At 67.4% G+C, this 19172-nt stretch carries 20 protein-coding genes; 4 read left to right on the top strand and 16 right to left on the bottom strand.

The window, feature by feature from the left end:
* The first annotated feature begins 92 nt into the window (after positions 1-92).
* From ACFYZ3_RS00115 to ACFYZ3_RS00130, 4 genes are all read left to right on the top strand, one after another.
* Positions 93-1148, top strand: coding sequence for a helix-hairpin-helix domain-containing protein (locus ACFYZ3_RS00115; protein WP_388512694.1), 1056 nt, complete (start codon positions 93-95; stop codon positions 1146-1148).
* The gene (locus tag ACFYZ3_RS00120) at positions 1145-3592 is read left to right on the top strand and encodes a ComEC/Rec2 family competence protein (RefSeq protein WP_388512696.1); all 2448 of its coding nucleotides are present in this window, start codon (positions 1145-1147) and stop codon (positions 3590-3592) included. The genes ACFYZ3_RS00115 and ACFYZ3_RS00120 overlap by 4 nt, the downstream gene beginning before the upstream one ends.
* A gap of 31 nt (positions 3593-3623) precedes the next feature.
* A complete protein-coding gene (locus ACFYZ3_RS00125) occupies positions 3624-3884 on the top strand; it encodes a hypothetical protein (protein WP_388512699.1) in 261 nt (86 codons plus the stop codon).
* Between the two features lie 161 nt (positions 3885-4045).
* Positions 4046-4594: a hypothetical protein gene (locus ACFYZ3_RS00130; protein WP_388512702.1), complete on the top strand. Its 549-nt coding sequence runs from the start codon at positions 4046-4048 to the stop codon at positions 4592-4594.
* 43 nt (positions 4595-4637) lie between these two features.
* Here the strand turns inward: ACFYZ3_RS00130 and ACFYZ3_RS00135 are convergent, their stop codons facing one another.
* The 16 genes from ACFYZ3_RS00135 to ACFYZ3_RS00210 form a co-directional block, all read right to left on the bottom strand.
* Positions 4638-4979, bottom strand: a complete 342-nt coding sequence (locus ACFYZ3_RS00135) for a hypothetical protein (RefSeq protein ID WP_388512704.1) — start codon at positions 4977-4979, stop codon at positions 4638-4640.
* Positions 4980-5096: 117 nt separating this feature from the next.
* A complete protein-coding gene (locus ACFYZ3_RS00140) occupies positions 5097-5504 on the bottom strand; it encodes an ATP-binding protein (RefSeq protein ID WP_388512707.1) in 408 nt (135 codons plus the stop codon).
* A gap of 171 nt (positions 5505-5675) precedes the next feature.
* On the bottom strand, positions 5676-6524 hold the full coding sequence (locus ACFYZ3_RS00145; RefSeq protein WP_388512709.1) for a helix-turn-helix domain-containing protein: 849 nt from the start codon (positions 6522-6524) through the stop codon (positions 5676-5678).
* A gap of 10 nt (positions 6525-6534) precedes the next feature.
* Positions 6535-7059, bottom strand: a complete 525-nt coding sequence (locus ACFYZ3_RS00150; protein WP_210917818.1) for a DUF6879 family protein — start codon at positions 7057-7059, stop codon at positions 6535-6537.
* Positions 7031-7273 carry a hypothetical protein gene (locus ACFYZ3_RS00155; protein WP_388512712.1) on the bottom strand — a complete coding sequence of 81 codons (243 nt, stop codon included), beginning with the start codon at positions 7271-7273 and terminating at the stop codon, positions 7031-7033. Before ACFYZ3_RS00155 ends, ACFYZ3_RS00150 begins: the two co-directional genes overlap by 29 nt.
* Before the next feature lie 172 nt (positions 7274-7445).
* Positions 7446-7952, bottom strand: coding sequence for a hypothetical protein (locus ACFYZ3_RS00160; protein ID WP_250759318.1), 507 nt, complete (start codon positions 7950-7952; stop codon positions 7446-7448).
* Positions 7953-8058: 106 nt separating this feature from the next.
* Complete coding sequence (locus ACFYZ3_RS00165) at positions 8059-8970, bottom strand: peptidoglycan-binding protein (RefSeq protein ID WP_388512714.1); 912 nt, start codon at positions 8968-8970, stop codon at positions 8059-8061.
* 130 nt (positions 8971-9100) lie between these two features.
* Positions 9101-9286, bottom strand: a complete 186-nt coding sequence (locus tag ACFYZ3_RS00170) for a hypothetical protein (protein WP_388512716.1) — start codon at positions 9284-9286, stop codon at positions 9101-9103.
* 2 nt (positions 9287-9288) lie between these two features.
* Positions 9289-9636 (bottom strand): hypothetical protein, encoded by a 348-nt coding sequence (locus ACFYZ3_RS00175; protein WP_388512719.1) that lies wholly within the window; start codon positions 9634-9636, stop codon positions 9289-9291.
* 97 nt (positions 9637-9733) lie between these two features.
* Entirely contained in the window at positions 9734-10666 is a 933-nt protein-coding gene (locus ACFYZ3_RS00180) for a hypothetical protein (RefSeq protein WP_388512720.1), read from the bottom strand.
* Positions 10667-10807: 141 nt separating this feature from the next.
* A complete protein-coding gene (locus tag ACFYZ3_RS00185) occupies positions 10808-11032 on the bottom strand; it encodes a hypothetical protein (protein WP_388512722.1) in 225 nt (74 codons plus the stop codon).
* Between the two features lie 9 nt (positions 11033-11041).
* Entirely contained in the window at positions 11042-11806 is a 765-nt protein-coding gene (locus ACFYZ3_RS00190; RefSeq protein ID WP_388512723.1) for a hypothetical protein, read from the bottom strand.
* An 11-nt stretch (positions 11807-11817) separates the two neighbouring features.
* Positions 11818-13707: a LamG domain-containing protein gene (locus ACFYZ3_RS00195; RefSeq protein ID WP_388512724.1), complete on the bottom strand. Its 1890-nt coding sequence runs from the start codon at positions 13705-13707 to the stop codon at positions 11818-11820.
* A complete protein-coding gene (locus ACFYZ3_RS00200; RefSeq protein WP_388512725.1) occupies positions 13708-14136 on the bottom strand; it encodes a hypothetical protein in 429 nt (142 codons plus the stop codon).
* Positions 14136-16640 carry a hypothetical protein gene (locus ACFYZ3_RS00205; protein WP_388512728.1) on the bottom strand — a complete coding sequence of 835 codons (2505 nt, stop codon included), beginning with the start codon at positions 16638-16640 and terminating at the stop codon, positions 14136-14138. Before ACFYZ3_RS00205 ends, ACFYZ3_RS00200 begins: the two co-directional genes overlap by 1 nt.
* Positions 16641-16853: 213 nt before the next feature.
* Positions 16854-19154, bottom strand: a complete 2301-nt coding sequence (locus ACFYZ3_RS00210) for a phage tail tape measure protein (RefSeq protein ID WP_388512730.1) — start codon at positions 19152-19154, stop codon at positions 16854-16856.
* Positions 19155-19172 lie beyond the last annotated feature (18 nt).

Raw genomic sequence — 19172 nt, forward strand, 5'->3', positions numbered from 1 at the left:
TGTGAGGGCCGGAGTTGTCCACAACCCGGGAGTAGTCCCCGGGAATTGACCATGATCATCGCGAGGGCGTCCAGGTGCCCGATCCTCGTCGCATGGCTCTTCGATCACGCTCACGCACCACGTCCGCGACCAGTGGCCCGGGCCGCGCCCCGGCCTCGGACGGCCGCCTCGTACACCGCCGCGCACCCGGCTCCCGCTCCCACGCCCGCCCCCGCATCCGCCCCGGCTCCCACGCCCGGCACGGCTGCCGGCACGCGCCGCCGGAGGAACTGCGGCGGAGGGCGGAGGCGCTGTTCGGGGAGCCTGTCGAGGAATTCGACCGGGCTGGACACGAGAGGGCGCAGGGGGAGGCGGGAAAGGGACCGCCGTTGCCGGGCCCCGAGACCCCCGGCGAAGCGGACACCGGTGACTCCTGCGGTGCCACGCCGACCTGGCGGGAGCGGACCGGGCAGGCGCTGCGGGAGCGGATGCCGCTGTGGCTGCAGACCCGATGCGGCCTGGAGCGGCGCAGCGTCGCCGCGCTCACGGTGCTGCTCGTCGTCGCGGCGGTCTTCGCGGTGCAGCACTTCTGGTCCGGCCGCACCCAGTCGGTGGCGGCACCCGAGGTGGTGCGGGAGGCGGCGGCATACGGGGCCGGGAAACCGGGGCCGACGGCCGCAGACCGCGCGACGACGGGCGAGCCCGGCTCCAAGGCCGCGCCGACGGCCGTGGCCGGGCCCGAGATCGTGGTGGACGTCGGCGGCAAGGTCCGCAAACCGGGCATCCACCGCCTCCCGGCCGGGTCCCGCGTCGCCGACGCCCTGCGAGCCGCCGGGGGCGTGCGGCCCGGCACGAAGACCGACGGGCTGAACCGTGCCCGCTTCCTGGTGGACGGCGAACAGGTGATCGTCGGAGCGCCCGCGCCACCCGCCGGATCGGGGGCCGCCCCAGGCGGGCCCGCGGGGGCCGCCCCCGCGGCACCGGTCTCCCTCAGCACGGCCACCACCGACCAGCTCGACACCCTCCCGGGCGTCGGCCCGGTCCTCGCCCAGCACATCATCGACTACCGCACCCAGCACGGCGGTTTCCGCTCGGTCGACGAACTGCGCGAGGTCAACGGCATCGGCGAGCGCCGCTTCGCCGACCTGCGGGATCTCGTACGGCCATGAGCAGGCACGTGACCGGAGCGGGCCGGCCGGACGGGCTCACCGGGTCCGATCAGCCCCCTGCGAGGCCCCCGCGCGCCGCCGTGCACGCGGCCTCTGGCCACCGGCTGGGCGCGGCCCACCCCCGGCAGGAGGGCCCCGCCGACCTGCGCCTGGTACCGCCCGCCCTCGCGGCGTGGGCGACGGCGGCACTGGTGCTGGACGTGCCGGCCGGCTGGGCGGTGGGCGTGGTGACGGGCGCTCTCCTCCTGGCCGGGGCGCTGCTGCTGGGGCCGGTGCGCGAACGGCCCCACGCACCGGCGGCCGCCGCCCTCTTCCTCTGCGTCGCCGCGTCCGCCACCTCGGCCGCACTGCACGGCGCGGACCTGCGCCGCGGGCCCGTCCCCGAGGCTGCCCGGCACTACGCCACCGTCACCGCGGAGGTGGAGGTCACGGCCGACCCCCGCCTCACCCGGCCGCGCGTCCGGGGCAACCGCGCGGTGCCGCCCACGGTGCTCATCGAGGCCGACGTGCGGCGGGTGAGCGAGGCGTCCGGGACGACGGTGACGACCCGGACGCCGGTGCTCGTCCTCGTCGACGTCGGCGAGGGAGACGAGCGGTCCCGCACACGGCCCGCACCCGCCCGCTGGCTGACCCTGCTGCCGACCACACGGCTCCGCGTCACCGCACGGCTTGCGCCCCCGAGAGAGCGCGGCGACCGGATCGCCGCGGTGCTGCGGGTACGCGCGGTTCGACGGCCCCCCGACGTACTTGCGGGGCCGTCGGCGGCGCAGCGCCTGGCGGGACGGTTGCGGGAGGGCCTGCGCGAGGCGACCGAGGACCTGCCGACGGACGCGAGAGCGCTGCTGCCGGGCCTGGTCGTCGGCGACACCTCACGCGTCACACCGGAGCTGGAGGAGGCGTTCAGGGAGACCGACCTGACACACACCCTGGCCGTTTCGGGCGCCAACTTCACGATCGTGCTCGCGCTGCTCCTCGGCCCGCCGGGCCTGGCCCAGCGCAGTGAGCGCCGAGGACTGGCCCCCCGCCTCGGCCTGCGTCTGAGGACGACCGCCCTGCTCGGCGGGCTGCTCGCGTCGGCCTTCGTCGTCGTGTGCCGGCCCGACCCGAGCGTGCTGCGGGCGGCGGCCTGCGGGTCCGTCGCCCTGCTCGCCCTGGCCACCGGACGCCGCAGATCACTCCTGCCGGCCCTGGCGACGGCGGTCCTGCTCCTGGTGCTCTACGACCCCTGGCTGGCCCGCAGTTACGGCTTCCTGCTCTCCGTGCTGGCCACGGGGGCGCTCCTCACGCTCGCTCCCCGGTGGAGCGCGGCGTTGCGCCGGCGCCGGGTCCCGCCCCGGCTCGCGGAGGCGCTGGCCGCCGCGGGTGCCGCGCAGGCCCTGTGCGCGCCGGTGGTCGCGGTGCTGTCGGCGCGGGTGAGCCTGGTGGGGGTGCCGTGCAACCTGCTGGCGGAGTTCGCGGTGGCCCCGGCCACCGTGCTCGGCTTCGCTGCCCTGGCGACGGCACCGGCGGCGATGCCCCTGGCCAAGAGCCTGGCCTGGTGCGGGGGCTGGCCGGCCGAGTGGATCGCGGGGGTCGCCCGCACCGGGGCCGCGCTGCCCGGCGCGGGGGTGGACTGGCCGGGCAGTTGGGCCGGGGCGGCGCTGCTCGCCCTCGTCACGGTGGGCGTGCTGCTGGCAGGCCGACGCCTGTTGCGGCACCCCTGGTGGTGCGCCCTCTGCGCCCTGCTCCTGATCCTCGTGGTGCTGCAACCGCCCCCGCTGGCCCGGGTGATCAAGAGTTGGCCCCCACCCGGCTGGCGGATGGTGATGTGCGACGTGGGCCAGGGCGACGCGCTGGTCCTCGCGGCGGGAGAGGGGACGGCTGTGGTCGTGGACGCGGGCCCCGACCCCACCCTCGTCGACCACTGCCTGCGCTCCCTCGGCATCACCCGCGTCCCCCTCGTCCTGCTGACCCACTTCCACGCCGACCACGTGGCCGGGCTGCCCGGGGTGCTGCGGGGCCGCTCGGTGGGCGCGATCGAGACGACCGCCCGCGAAGAGCCCGCGGACCAGGCCGAGTTCGTCCGCAGACAGGCGAGAGCCCGGCGCATCCCCGTGCGGCAGGCGGCCACCGGTGAGCAGCGACGCTCCGGCCCGCTGTCCTGGCAGGTGGTCTGGCCCCCGCCGAGCCCGCCGTCCACCACCGCACCGGGCACGGAGGGCGGCCCCAACGACGCCAGCGTCACCCTCCTGGTCCGGACGGCGGGCCTGCGCCTGCTCCTGCTCGGCGACCTGGAGCCCCCGGCCCAGCGGGAGCTGGCCCGGTCCCCGGCGGCAGCGGCGCTCAACGGCGTCGACGTGCTGAAGGTGGCCCACCACGGGTTCACTCGAACGTATCTACTTGAGGGTTTCCGATGCCAACATTCGAGATCGACGACGCTCAACGAGTGTGTCCGCTCAGACTGATTCTCCACCGACAGGGGAGGGACGCGAGAGCGTGAAGAAGATTCTCACGATCAAGCTGGAGATCGAAGTCAACGAGCAGGTGACCCGGTTCCCTCGGCTCGACGACACGTACACCGAAGTGGTCAGGGTTGCTGCTGAGGCAGCTCGTGAGTACATGCCCGAGGACAGCATCGAGCAGATCACCACGTACGCGACGTGGGAGTACCGCCACTGGGACCCTGACCCGATCGTCTACCCCAGGGGCGTGGTCCCAGAGCCGGATCTGTTCACGGACGAGGACTTCGAAGACTAGCCGTCGTCGATGTGGGAGGGCTCGACACCGACCACAGAGAATGAGGGTTTGCGGACGAGGGTATCGGGAGCCGTTGTGTGCCATCTGGATATGCTCGAACATCCCTCAGAATTATGAATGCGAGCAGGGTGGACGGCTGCACGTCTTCTATGGTTCGACACATGTCGACGTCGAATTCCACAGGTATCACGCCGCTCCCTGATCGCCCTCCAGAGCCCCCGGAAAAGCCGGGACTCTGGGGGGCGCTGTCCACTACCGCGAAGGTCGGCGTCCTTGCTCTGGGCATCGCCGCAGTCGGGGCTGTAGGAGGAGTCACCGCAGCTCAGTCGGGCGGTGACGGTGCTCCGACCTCCGTCTCAGGGGACGACAAGGCCGAGGTTGTGGATCCGGAGGACGAGTCTCTCCAGGCGTGCGTGAGTAGCTGGAACGGCAGCAACACGAACAAGGCGAGCGTCGCCTCAATTGCCACCGCTGCGCAGGCTGAAAACCCGACCGCCTATGTGCATGTCGGGTTCAGTTCGGTATTCCCGGACAGGTGCCTGATCACGGTAGCCAACCCATCCACGATGTATGCCCAGCAATACGTTCAGGAGAGCGAATCTGCTTGGCCTATTGCGCCCGCGTGGACGGGCTCGGTCAACGACCTCGACGGCTCGAATCTCCCCTGGAACGCGAGGATGACTCAGGACGGGACGATCGACCTTCCCTGACGCAGAGGCCCCGGCCGCACGGACGACCGGGGCTCCGCTCACCTCACGAGGTCTGGGGGAGCCGCTCGGGCATGACCCCGTGAGGGAGTGCAGGGGCTGGAGAGTGCTGGTCCACCAGGACGTCCAGGGCGTGGAGGAAGGCCGTGTGGGTCCCGGCGTCCTGAGCCGCTCGGATCACCTGATCCAGGAACTCGTACGCCTCCTCATCGGTCAGCTCGCGCAGCCAGGGGAAGGCGCTGCTGTGCAGGCGCCCAGGCTCCGAGAGCAGGTCGTCCCACGCGAAGGCCGGAGGGTTCCACCGCAGGGTCACGCCGTGCTCCGAGCAGTAGGCCCCGGTCTCGTCCTCGAACGGAAAGTCGTGCTCACCGCTGATGCATTGCGTCATTGCGCGCCTCCCTTACGGCCCGGCGCAGAGCGGCTCCCTCGGCGCAGTTCTCTGGGCAGTCCCGGCACTCCAGTGCGTGGTCGTAGAGGGCCTTGTACGCCTTCTCATACTCATCAGTCATCGGGCCGGCTCGCTCATCAGCTCCGCCCAGACCTGCTTGCCCCAGCGGTGGACGTCGGTGCCCCATCGCTCGGCCAGGGCGTCAACGAGAAGGAGACCCCGACCGCTCGTGAGGAGGTCCTCGTCGGGCTTGACCAGTTCCGGGAGCACGCGGGCCTTGTCGACCACCCCGATACGTACGAACCGTTCACTCGGCCGCGTGACGATGACGCGGATCACGCGGCTGTTGGTGTGCTTGACGGCGTTCGCCACCAGCTCCGAGACGAGCAGTGTCGCCGTATCCGTCAGGTCGTCTAGGTACCAGACCGCCAGGGCCGTCCGTACAAGCTGGCGGGCCTCCTCGGCGCTCTCTTCCAGGCCTGGAAGAGTCTCGGAGTATCCGGGGTGCCCGGTGTGGTGCGGCATCGCTGGCAGGATCATCTGGGCCTCGTCCGCTTTCGAACGGTCAGGGAGGACTGCCGACTTCGCGTGCCAGGGGCCTGGGGCGGCGGGATTCCTTGGAAGCGTGTCGGTTGCTGTGACCGTAGGGAAGGCGTAAGAGGGGCCTCAACTATCTTCTACAGTTTTCTATGCTCTCTACCTGAGGTGGGCGATTGCCGCGGTGATCAGCTCGCGGGCCCTGGCCCCGTAGACGGCCGAACGGCTCAGCGTTTTGCAGGCCTTGACGTACTGTTCGACCTCGCTCGGAGCCGTGATCTTGACCGCTGCCGAGAGCAGTTCCACGTGCACACGGGAGTCGTCGAAGACGTTGAAGGTCTCCAGGGGCCATGCTGGATGCTGTGAGGAGAAGGGGATCACGCCGAGGCTGACGGACGGTAGGGACATCAGCGTGAGCAGGTAGCCCAGTTGCCCGGCCATGGCCGCCGAATCACCGATGCGGTACCGCAGCACCGACTCCTCCACCAGGACCGAGAAGCGGTTCCCCGGCGTGAAGAGGACTCGGGACCGGTTCATCCGCGCCTCCACGGCCTCAGCGACGTCGTTCGGGGTGTTGTGGAAGCGGGCGATCGACTCCAGAAGCGCGGTGGCGTAGGCGGGCGTCTGGAGCAGCCCGGGAATGACGGTGGAGCAGTACACCCGGAACAGGCGCGTGCGCTCGTACAGCTCGACACGGGACTCCTGGAGGTGCCTCAGTCCGGTGCGCTGGAGGCGACGCCACTCCATGTACATCGAGTCCGCGGACTGCGCCGAGGCCACCAGGTCCTCCACGGCTTGGTCGGCTCCGCATGCCGCGCACCAGGCCCTGATGTCCGCTATCGCAGGGGGAGTGCGGGCGTTCTCGATGCGGGAAACCTTGGAGGGGTACCAGTCCAGCCGCCGGGCAAGCTCCGTGGCCGTCAGCCCCGCCTCCGTGCGGATCTCCCGCAGGCGGGTGGCGAGCTGGCGTCGGGCAGCTTGAACGGCGGCTGTCGGTGACTCGGTCATACCTCGGTACTCAGATGCTGTAGCGGTCGTGCGGAAGCGCTCGGCTCCAGACGGCCTCGAACGCCTCAGCCACGTTCTTGATCACGTCGGGGTCGTCGCAGAGGGTGTGCTCGACGAAGGCCCCGTCACCCGAGAACAGCCCGAACCTGATCAGTTCGTTGTCGAAGAGCCAGAAGTCGTTGCCGGGGATCAACAGGTCGGAGGCCAGGCGTCGCGGCAACCACCGGACCTCTTCGCCGGCTGCCAGATTCTGCGGCGTGCACGAGTGCTCGTAGCGGATGTACTCGGTCACCGGCTCGGAGACGATGCGAGCGCGATGAACGGCTACTCCGCGGCTCACGGCCTGGTCCACGGAGTCGAGGAAGCCGTTCCACCACGACGCGCGGTCGGCGATGTCGTACCGCTTGCCCGTGCGCCAGGCCGCGAAGTCCTCGTCCTCCTCCGGCACGCCGTAGACGTCACGGGTCTCCAGATGCACTGCCCTGTGGCGGCAGCGCGCCAGTAGATCAGCGAACGGAGGCACCGTCTGCGACATCACACGCCTCCCTGATCGCGGCCATCATGCGGGCGGGGAGTCGGACCACCGCTTCCGTGTCGGGAATGCCTCCGGTCTCCAGGCACTCCCGCTCCGTCTCGTTGTCCACCTTCCAGCCCTGGACGACCAGGTCATTCGTCTTCTCATCCACCCAGACCGTCGGGCAGTTGTCGCCGTTGGTGTTCGGGTCTTTCGCGATGAACCGTAGCGTCATGGCTCTCCCCTACTCGCCTGGCTTCTACAGACTTCTATGACCGTCACCCATCGGGACGTTCACGGTCAACACCGTACGGCTGGGCGCGGGCATTACCTGTCCGGAATCTACCGTTCAGGTTGAGAAGTAGGTGGCGGCTAGCTTGCGCGGTGTCCGACCACGGTGGACTTCGTCATCGACTTGGAGGACTGACAACCGGCTCGGGGTTGCCGTCGTCTTCCAGGGCACGGCGGGCGGCAGCGGCAAAGTTCTGCATCGGACCCACGATGTCGGTGTGTTCAGCGTGGTCATCGCGTCCGTGGCGGATCAACGCCAGAGTGAATGCATGCAAGGCAGCCTCGGCGGCTTCAGCCACCGCGTCTGGACCGACTACGGCGACTGTGGCGGCCCGCTGGCTCAGCTCTGACCAGAGGTGCTTGTGCGTAGACCATTCCGGCATGTTCTCGAAGAGGTCTTGGATTCGATGCCCGACGTCGATGAACTCCTCATACGCCTTCTGTCGCGGTACTCGGCGTTCCTGAAGAGCTTCGAAGCGGCGCTGGCGCGCTGCTTCAGACTCCTGTGAGGTCACCTGAAGGCGAGCGACCCGCAGAGCGAACCAGCCCGTCCCGATCGCCGTCAGTCCCGCCAGGCCTCCCCCGATGGCCGCACCCAGGACAGCCGCAACTCCCGCATCCACGGGGGCATTCTGCCCGGGAAACGACGAAGACGCCCCCGATCTCCACGAGGGAGACCGGGGGCGTCAGTGTTCTCGCCAGAGAGACACCACGAGCAGAGTACGAGAGTCAGACGTTCGGGACCTTGAGCTTTGCCCACGAGGTCGGGCCGGGAGGCCACTTGGCATCCGATCCGGTGAATCCCAGCTTGCGCTGGAACTTCTCGTAACTGGCGACGTCGGCCTGGCCCAGGACAGGACCCGGACCGACCCTGTACAAGCCGCAGCCTTCCGCGACCAGCCGCTTGCCCATCGCCGTGAAGACGGGCGAGGACTTCCCCAGGGCGGGCTTCGAGCCCTTCATGAAGAACGCGGAGCCGGGGAACGGCTCGTACGTCGGGTGAGCCGGCTGGGTCGCCCCGCCCTCCTTGGCCAGCTCCAGGATGCGGGCGAAGTCCAGGGCACCGGGATCGCCGTGAAGGTTCTCGCTGACGTGCTGGTGGCCGCACACGCCCTTGAAGGAGTTCCACTGGGCGAAGGACATCCGGACGCCGTTGCCCGAGCCGTAGGAGGCCGGGTACGCCTTCCAGGTCTTCGGGCCGGCGAGCGGGACGCCGTGGTGCTGGTGGGCCCAGGCCAGCAGATCGGCCACGCCTTGGAGGGCCCACTCGGGCGCCTCGGGCCAGTAGATGTACGTATACCCGGCCTTCTTCCACTTCGCGTGGGTCGCCGGGTCGCAGGTGCCCACCAGCTCGACCTGGGTGACGTTGCAGGTGTTCGTCTCCACGCCGCCCCGGAGGTTCACCAGGGCCCGCGAGGAGCGGTCGAAGTCGAAGTGCTGGTAGGCCTTCAGCCGCTTGGCCTTGAAGTCCGGCACCAGCGTGAGGTTGGGGGCCGAGGCGCCGCCGTCGTACGAGGGGAGGTTCGTCCCCTCCGTGGTGTGGAGGACGACGACGTTGACCTCCTGGAGGTCGCCGCCGAAACGGTTCTGGTACCAGTACGCGGTGCTGGCGCCGGGGTAGCGCTGAGGGCCAGTGGACACGGGGGCTCCTTGCACGAGGGCATGCGAAAGCCCCCTCCGGTGCCGTGACGCGTTACCCGGAGGGGGCTGCTGGGGAAAGGGAAAGCCCCTCCGGAGGGGGGTGTACCGGAGGGGCTGCTCTAGAGGTGGCTCAGGAGGCCGCGGAGGGCCTCTGCCCGAAGACGATGCGCTGGAGCTGCTCCTTCACCCGCCGGGTCTCACGGCACTTGGCCTCGACCTCGGGGTGGTGGGCCTTCGCCTGCTGGAGGGACTTCTCGGCGGCCCTCAGCGCGGTCTCCGACTCGGGAGACGGTTGTGCGTGGTGAAAGGCCCACATGATCAGGCGCTCCCGGGGACGCTGTGGGGCTGGTGGCCAAGCTCGTGGAGGAGCCTGGTCATCGCCTTCCCCTGTTCGGTGGCGACATCCCCGCGCTCCTCGGCCTTCGCGAGCTGCTCGCGGGTGACCTGGTGGGCCGCCCGCTCCGCTTCGAACGCCGTGCGCCAGTTGTCCTTCTCGGCCGTGAGGGCGTTCATCACGTACTTCGGGACGATGACGCCGATGATCAGCAGGACGACGATCAGGCCGACGACGCCGTACTGGGCGAACTGGCCGAGGATCTTGCCGACGTCGGGACCGCCGCCCGTCTCCTCGGCTGCGGCGAGGACCTGGATCAGCTCAGGTATCAAGAGGACCTCCTTACGGGTGCGCAGGGGGGTCCGTGCGCGAGTCTGGACATGCGAAGGCTCGGCTGGGGAGCCGGGGCGTCAAGCGCGGTCTGACGGTTCAGCCCCTGTGGGTCTCACCTAGCTGAATGTCGAAGGGCAGTTTCGACGTCGTGAAGCTGATTTGGAAGGGCAGGTACGTCTGACCTGGGTCAACTCCGGAGGCCTCGATCTCTTCGACGTTATTCAGTTCCAGACGACACAAGTGGCACTCGAAGGAATCCGGCACCATCTCGGCGTCCGACCCCGCAGTGGCGATGGGGGTGAGTGTCATAGAGCCTTTGCCTCCGCAGGCGGGGCACAGCACTCCCTTGATCCACAGGAGGACCTTCTCGTTGTTCCTCATGACGATCCGATCGAAGGCCATGGTCTCCTTGGGCCGAGGATCCTTCAGAACCTTGTCCTTGCTGCCTTCAGGCAAACCCTTGAATCGGTCTTCGAAGAGATGTTTGGCCTGCTTGATCCGGATCTCCACGTCCCGCTGAATCTCGCTGCGCTGTTTGTCGACTGCCGCCCCGATGGCGCTCGTCCAACGGCCCCAGAAAGCGTTTGTCGGCTGCTTCAGGTGCTTCAGGAGTGCTTGGACGTTCTCCGCGAGCGCAGGCAGCAGGGCCTTCGCCTCGTTGCCCACGGTGGTGTGAGCAGTGCCGTTGCGAAGCGCGATCAGCTCGTCAAGCTGCTTGTCCTGCATGAGCAGCTCCATGCTCCGGAGCCGTCCGATGGCCTCCATGGCGCCCACCGTGCGAACGCCGCTCTTCGGCTTCTGCTTCAGATCCCCGCAGAGGTACAGCAGCATGTCAGAGTTGCCGTTGCGCATCTCGACCAGGTACGCAGGGTTCTTCGAAATCAGGACCGCCTTGGCGAGCCGCTCGAAGGCGACCCCGCCGTGGAGGGCGAACTCGTCGTACTCGCCGCGTGCATGGTCGTCCATGGCCTTCTGGGCGGCCGTCCGCGCCCCCGTGAGGAAGCTCTCGAACGTGAGCGAATCGTCCATGTCAGGACGGTAACCGCCCCTGTAGTACGAGGCGATGGAATTTAAAAACCCGGCCCCTGGGGCGAACCACACCCAGGATCTCCCGGGGCCGGGGGCTTGTGTCAGGGCACGCGAGCCGGCCCTCAGGCGGGGGCTTCGTGCTCAGGGTGCAGGCGTGACATCGGTGGTGACGCGGACCACCTTCTGCATGTTCACAATGGCGGCTGGACCTCCGATGTAGGTCTCGCCGACAGTCTTGAACGCCTGCGTGATGGCGGCTTCGGCGCTGTCCCAGTCGGATCCGCCGTCCCACTCCATGTCGAGCGAGAACGTGATCATCTGGTCACTGCCGTTACCGACGAAACCGTTGTAGCTGGCCTGCGGCATGGGGACCTCCTAGGCGATCTGGTTCTTCGGGTCCACGATCCGGTGCAGATCGAGACTGATGTATGCCGGGGAGGCGGAGGGGGCTGGCGAGATGCCCATGTTCCCCGCGGAGTTCCAGTAGGCCCGCATGGCGCCGACGGAACTGTTGCTGCCAGCTCCCGGCATGACGGAAAAGTTGTGCTCAAACGACGGCGCCCAGGCACTGCCGGACCCGCCCGTGAAGGAGAACAGGGTCCCGACGGACCTGGTCCACCCAGAGATGTCGAGCTGTCCGGCCATCTCCCAGTACACGGTGCCGAGGATGGTGACCGAACGGACCCGAGGTGGCCGGTTGCCCGCAGCGGCGCCGTTCACAAAGGACCCCAGCACACTCAGCAGGGTCCAGTCCGTGTTGACCTTGAAGTTCGAGGCCGTGACGGTACCGCCGATGGTGGCGTTGCCGGTGGTCGTCAGCGAGGTGCCGCTGAGGGCCTGAACGTCTCCCACGGCGCCGATCACCAGATACGTGGTCCCCGTGGGCATCAGGGCCACGCGGTCGCCCACAGTGGCTCCGTACGAGGCCAGACAGGGGTAGTACTTGGTGCTCGTCACGGTCTCACCGTCGAACTGGACCTGCACCGCGTTGTTGGACCCCACGACCATGACGGTGGCGAGCTTCACGGGCTTGGTGGCGCTCGTCTCCGGGGCCGTCTGCTGGGTGTACCCCGCCACAGAGTTCAGGAAGTCCTGGGGCTCCATGGGCATCGTCGGAGTCCAGTCGATCACGTCGTCCACGGCGTCGCCTCCTAGCTCCCGTTGAGCTGCACGCTGCGACGGCAGGTGTGCTTCATCTTCGCGCCCGCCTCCAGGACCATGGACCACGACTGTTCGCCGTACTTCGCGGAGATGCCCAGGTCGTTGTACGTGAGCGTGTAGACGTCCGCGTTCGAGTGGATCGGCATGAGTCCGGTCGTGAAGGTGATGGACTCGTAGATCTGCGAAGCGTCGAAGGCGGCATTGCGGGCGGCCGTGTCTAGAGTCGCCTGGTCCGGCGCCGTCTGCTCCGGCATGTACTTCACGATCGTCCGGCCTCGGGAGACCGTGGACGTGATCGAGCCCGGGTCGTTGTTGACGTACGTGCTCGTCAGCGGCGGGCGGTCGGGGTCGGAGACGACCAGGGTGAAGCTGTTCGGGACGTCGAAGAGGTCGAGCGTCTGCTCAGCGTCCGGAAGGATCACGGACCGGTCGTCGGTGGCGTACGTGTGCTCGCTCTCCCGGTCGGCGGGCTGGACGTAGGGTCGGGCCACCGCGGTGCCGTACTCGTCAAAGAACAACGACTCGTAGTTGATCGCGTTCAGCAGCGCGTTGATGATCGAGAGCTTCGGAGTCCCCGGCTCCCACTCCATCGTCGTGGGCAGCTCCAGAGCGGACCGGGTGATGTTCTTGTCCACCGAGGTGCCGAGGAGCTGCTCAATCGCGTCCGTGTACTTCGAGCCGGCTGCCACCGCGTACCGGTTGGTCACGACGTCGTCCCGGTAGATCAGGAGCTGGTCGTAAGCGTCCACGTCCCTGGTGACCACTCCGGTGTCGTTGGCCTTGCGGGTCGGACTGGTGAGCAGGAAGACGCCCTGGGGCCATTCCACGTACCCGGGTCGGTCGTTGACCGCCAGGTACCGCTGTCCGGCCTCGTAGAGGTCCTGGATCTCCTGAGCGCTCAGGGCCCGATCGAAGACGGCCACTTCGTCGATGGAGCCTATGAAGGCTCCCGACAACGACGATCCGAGATAGAACACGTCCCCGTCCGTGATCGGGCCGACGGGAGCGGTGGGAGCGCCGGTGGTCCTGGCTGAATAGAGCAGACCACCCAGGGCCTGGCCGTTGACATAGACGTTGGCGTGTTGCCCAGTCACCCAGGTACCCACGACGAAGTACGACTGGTTCGGCGTCGGGTTGACCTGACCCGAATAGGTGGCCATCGTCCCACCTTCGGTGGGGATGTCGATGCCGAAGGTGTTCGAGGTCTTCCACAGGTTCAGTCCCCAGTTGGGGCTGGTGGACGAACCGACAATCCCGCAGGTGCTTTCGTCGGTCGGGGTGATCCAGGCGGCCAGGGTGATGGCATTCAGCCCGTTCAGCACGGGCCCTGCGGACCTGTTGATCATGCGGCCGGTCAGTGAGTCGCCGTCACCCATGATGGATGTCCCACCGTTCTGCATGACCTTCGGGGCACCGAAGGTCAAGGTGGTCGGCGATTGCCCAGGGGTTGTGGACTGGACCAGATCCAAGCCGTGCGGCCCACTGTCGTGGGCGATCATGTCGGCGGGTGCGGCAGGGGCCTCGTTGAGCTTGTAGCGCATGAGGAGACTCGGCTCCAGCACCGCCATGACGTCTTCGTACAACTTCGGAGGCGGGAGCACAGCGGCCCGGGACATGGACATCCGCGCCCAGGGCCGGATGCGGTCGCTCAGGAAGTTGATCGAGCCGTCGTCCAGGACTGAGAACTTGGCGGTCCGCTTGATGTCCGCGAGGAAGTTGTACTCGACCGAAGCCGACAGCACGTTGTCGATCTCTCGGATGACGCCGTTCCGGGTGTCGAGCAGCTCGTAACGGAAGGTGAACTGACGAGTGCCGGAGACGCCCTGGAGAGCTGCGAGGACTTCCTCCTGTGTGTAGCCCATGAGGGCGGTGGGCTGCACTCAGACCTCCTCGGTGTAGTCGTTCTGGAGCACCGTGAAGGAGGCCGTGGTGCCGAACTTCTCGTCACTGAACTTCACGTCCAGCACCACGCCGAAGAAGACCCGGCGTCGGGAGTCCCGGAAGCACATCGTGGTCCGCGATGACGGCAGGGTCTTCAGAAGGGCGATCTCGTCGTACCAGGTGTCCGAGAAGGGGACCTGGATCGAGATGTCGAAGGAGGCCGCCTCCGGGTCGCCGAAGTCGTACACCGGATACTTGCGGCCCGCGAACTGGAGGGCGGTGGACGTGACGCCCACCGCCTCCGTGTTGGCAGCTCCGCCGTACAGGAACTGGGTGATCGTGTCCTCGGGCGACAGGGGATCGTGCATCCACAGTCCCTGAAGCTCGGGGGCGACCGCCGTCTGGGGATCACTCGTCGTGCTCGCCATCAGGCGCTCACCCCCGTCACCCGGTAGTCGTACGAGGCGCCCGACTGGACGGCGTAGTCCCTGTAGGTGCCGTTGGGCGGGACGGAGCCGATGCGCACGTACGCGGTCGCGGGCTCCGCGGTTCTCTTCCGGTAGATGTCGTTGTGATCGACATCCGGCTCCGAGCCGGTGGCGTCCGGGTTGGTCACCACCAGCTCGATGTATGTGTCCCCGACGCTCGTGACAAGAGCCGGCTGCATCGGATTGACGAAGTCGGTCGTGAACGTGCGGTAGCCCGGGTTGGACTCGACACCGCCGGAGTCCTTGATGGCGATCGAGACGGTGTATGTGGCGCTCGGGCTCAGACCGGCCCACGTGACGGTCGTCGCGGTGCTGGAACGGTACCCGGAGTCCATGGTGGTTCCGGTGCCCGCGTCGGTGAGCTGGGACCGGTACTGGGCCTGGGTCGCCCCAGAGACCGTCCATGTGACGGCCACGGAGTCGGTGTTGATGATCGTGCCGTCGGCTGCCGGGTTGGTGATGGTCACCGTGGCTGCTGAGACGGTCGAGAAGGCGCTGTACGGGCTCCAGGCGCCTGCGGAGTCCGCCAGGTCCCACGTCATCACGCGCCACTGGTAGGCCACCGCGTTGACGAGCGTGTCAGCGGGAACTGTGCTGGAGCTGGTGGGGCTCGCGGTCTTGGCCGTGTCGTGGACCACCACACCGTCGGAGACCCGTTGAATCTGAAGCCGGTAGGCCGTCTGGGAGTCAGTGGTGTTGGCGTCGTTGAAGGCCCACGCGAATGTCTCGGGTTCCGTGGCGTTGAACGTCGGCTTGGCCACCAGAGTGGGAGGGCTCGGAGCGACGTTCAGGGAGTCGTACGTCGTGAAAGTGGTGTACGACGTGCCGTTGACGTTGGCGACGTCGACCTTGATGTGGCGCTCGTTGAGCTTTCCCCGGCTGACCCTGATCGAGGTGTTGGTGCCCGAGGTGGTGATGGCTGAGTTGACGACTACTTCGTCACCGGTGACCTGGTACGTGCTGAGCGAGAAACCCGTCCGCATCAGGCGCTGCTGGTTGGCGGAGGAGATGTAGTAGTACCAGATCCGGTTGGTGGCCCGGTCGTATACGGCATCCCAGGTGGTGATGCCGTCGTACGCCGCATCGTCCGGGGAGAGGGAGCCCAGGATCTGGTTCCAGATGTCGCCCGAGCCCAGCAGGGTGCCGTTCCAACTCCGGATCTGGATGCTCCCCTTGCCGACCAACGCCAGTCGGGCGTTGTCGATCGGGATGATCCGGAGCTTCGAGTTGCCGTCCCGGGTGAACTTGACCGTCGAGTAAGTGGTCTTGCTTCCGAAGCTGCTGAACGCGGTACCCGCTGTGACGGCCCCGGCGTTCGTCAGGGAGTACGAACCAGCCCGAGCGGTGCTGTCCGCCTGGTACGTGAAGATGACGCCCTGGTTCGCCGTGGAGGCGATGTCCAGACCGGTGCCGCTGTCGTTGGTGTACTGGCCGTATCCGGTGGGCGTGACCAGGTTCATCCAGGTCGGGTCGACCCCCGACGTGGTCAGGACGGTCCCGGAGCCCAGCAGGGCGGTCGCATTGAGGACGACGTACCCGAACTGTCCCGACGCTCCCTGACCGGCGCGATGGGAGTAGGCCAGCATGATGTGCCCGGAGCCGCTGGTGGGGTGCCAGGTGGCCGCGAAGTTGTTGACCGAGCCGTCGGCGTACGCGGGCAGAGGGACGACCCGGGCGGCCTGCTGGGTCCAGGTGAGACCCGACCCCTTGGTCAGCGCCCTGACGTAGAGGGAGTTGGTCGTACCTCCGGCCTTGCCCATGACGTACAGGTTGTCCGAGTCGTCCCGGCATAGAGCGATGTTCTGGTACGCAGGCAGCACGGACAGACTGGACGAGCTGCTGTCCGAGAAGGTGAACGTCAGGATGTCCCCAGTGGTCACCTGATCCGTGGCCATGTACCGGAGCGTGGCGCTGCTCGGGCTACTCGGGCTGTCCAGGTCCAGCCAGACGTGGGTCCCGTCCGTGAGCTGGATGCTCGCGCCGCCGACATAGTTCAGTGAGTTGATCGGAACCGTGGTGGCGATCAGAGACGACGCCTCCCCGGAGGAGACCGTGCCGAAGTAGATCCCCTTCTCGCTGGAGACCGGTGACGTCCCGGCAGTGGTGCGTGAAGACGCCCAGACCGTGGAGATGGTCGTGGGCGAGCCGGCAAAGGGGTCCTGCCGCGTCACACGCTTCACGAGCGTGTCGGAGCCCAGGTAGCTTCGGGTCTGAGCCGATCCCGTCACCACGTTGTTGACGGTGGCCAGGAGCGGCTTGGTGCTCAGAGAAGCCCCCGGAACCCACTGAGCGCTGGTCAGCGTTGTCCACGTTCCGTGGTCGCGCAGCTCCAGGTTCCACTGGACACCAGTGACTGCCCCCTGGACGGTGAAGCCGACCTTCGCCGAGACGACCTGATGCGTAGACGGGATCGACGTCAGGGCGTACCGGGTGAAGCCCTCCACGACGTCGTACTCCGGCGGGTTGCCGAACCGATTGGCAACCCAGATGTATGAGGTGTTGATGGAGGGCGTGACCGTGACGCCTGTGCCAGAGCCAGCACGAGCCTGAGCGTATGTGCCAGACGTGGTGACCGAGCGCAGGTAGCCGTTCGTGTTCGGCGTTGCGATGTTGTAGACCGCCATCGTTAGCCCCCTTCCTCTGGTTGGTCTGGGTCGTCACCGGGCGATGGCCACAGCCCTGCTGGTCTTGCCCGCGCGGGCGGTCTGCTGGATCTTGGTGAAGAAGTCGTGGATCCCCTTCATCTCCGCGATGTCCCGCGCCGGGATCGTCACGTAGATGTCGCCGTACGACGGCGCAGAGGCGGCGGAAGCACCGACCAGCGGCGCACCCGTGTCGACCCCGGCCTGGGAGCCCTGGATCGTCTGGGTGACGCCTCCGAGGGTGGTCTTCAGGCTCGGGATCTTCCCCTCGATCCCGTCCTCCAGGCCCTGCATGATGGCCTGGCCGGAGGGAGTCAACAGGCGCATGTCGACGTCCATCGGACCCTTCCAGTCCGGGATCATGTCGGTGACGCTGTTGAACTTCTCCTTCAGGCTGCCGATCATCCCGGTGACCCCGTCGATCAGGCCCTGGATGATCTTCCCGCCCGCTTCCTTCAGCCATGAGCCGGCGCCCGTGAGCGCTCCGGTTACAGCTCTCTTGATGCCGGAGACCGTGGATGAGATCCGGCCGACGGCGCTCACCACGGCATTGCGGGCGGAATCGATCGCGCCGCTGATCTTCGACCTGATCCAGTCCCAGGCGCCGGACGTGACGGACTTGATCGTGGACCAGACACCGGAGATCTTGCTCTTGACCCCGTCGACCGCGTTGGAGACGTTGGTCCGGGTGTTGTTGATCCGGCCGGTGATGAAGTCCTTCACCCAGTTCCAGGCGGAGCTGGCGGCGTTCTTGATCGAGGTCCAGACGCCCGAGATCTTGTTCTTGACCGCATCGAAGACCGTGGAGACGTTGGTCTTGATGTTGTTGATCCGGGTGCTGATGAACTCCTTGATCGCGTTCCAGGCCGAGGAGACGCCGTTCTTGACCGCCGTCCAGACGTTGTTGACCTTGGTCTTCAGGGAGTTCGCCCAGCCGGGAATGGTTTCGGTGAAGAAGCCCCCGATGGCGCTGAAGACGGCTTTGATCCCGTCCCAGGTCTCGGACAGGAAGCTCTTGATCCCGCCCCAGACGGCCTTCCAGAGCTTCTGAAACCAGTCGGTCTTGGTGGCGATCAGAACGATGGCCGCGACCAGCGCGATGATCCCGATGACGATCCAGGTCGTCGGGTTGGCCAGGAGGGCTGCCGTCCACGCCCAGGTCGAAGCGATGGTCGGGCCCAACGCCATTCCGATCATCGCGATGCTGGCGCCCATCTGGAGGCCCTGAGGACCGAAGCTCGCGACGGCCGCGCCCATCTCCCCAAAAGGGCCGGGCAGCTCCACGACCTTGGCCACGAGGCCCTCGGCCTGGCGCTTCAACTGCTCCAGCTTCGCCTGGGGCGTGTCGTGGAGCTTCTTGTTCATCTCGTCGGTGGAGCCTGCGACGTCACCGATCGAGTCCTTCGTCAGGTCGATCTCGGGAAGGATCGCGCGGACCGTGTCCTCCCACTGCGTCCCCATGAGGGCCGTACCGATCTGGTTCTGCTTGACCGGGTCCTTGACCTTCTGGAGGCCGTCGAAGACCTGCTGCATGGCCTTGGCGCCCGCTGGGCCACCGGCAGCGATCTTCTTGCGCATCTCGTCGGCGTTCAGGCCGAGGTCGTCGTACGCCTGGGTGGTCTCTTCGCCGGTGTCGATCGCCCTGAGGCCGAACTCCTTGATCGCGTCGGCCGCCGCGTCCGTGTCCCGAACGCCAGCCTTCATGAACTGGCTGATCAGGTTGAGGGCGTCGGGGCCATCGATTCCGATCTTGGCGAACTGAGGGCTGTACTCGTTCAGGGTGTCGAGCCAGTCACCCGAGGAGTCCATACCGCTCTGGAAGCCCTTGGTGATGATGTCCAGGGCCTCCTGGCCGTCCTTGGCCAGGCCGGACTTCATCAGGGCACCCGCGGCCCGCGTGGACTCGTTGACATCCACGTCGAACGCCTCGGAGATACCCAGGGCGCCCTTGGTGAGCTGGTCCAGCTCGGGCTGGGAGATCTCCTTCAGGCCCTTCATGTTCTGGCCGACGCCCTTGATGGCCCCGTTGACGTCCTCGATCGAGGCGCCGAAACCGTCGCGGTACACCGAGCCGGCTGTGTCACCGGCCTTCTTGGCCTCAGCTGTCGTCAGGCCCATCTGGGCTGAGAGCTTGGTGTTGGCAGCCTTGATGTTCAGGCCGTCGGCGATGCCCTTTGAGATGATCGCCCCGAGGCCCAGGCCACCGGCCCAGGCCGCGAGACGGCCACCCATGGCGTTGGTCTGCTGGTTGACCTCACCCTGGTCGAGCTGGGCACCGATTCGAACGAACGCCGATCCGATCTGGAACTCCGCCACGGGGTCACCCCCGTTCGG

It is taken from the genome of Streptomyces sp. NPDC001599 (genome assembly GCF_042893535.1).
Taxonomy (GTDB): Bacteria; Actinomycetota; Actinomycetes; order Streptomycetales; family Streptomycetaceae; genus Streptomyces.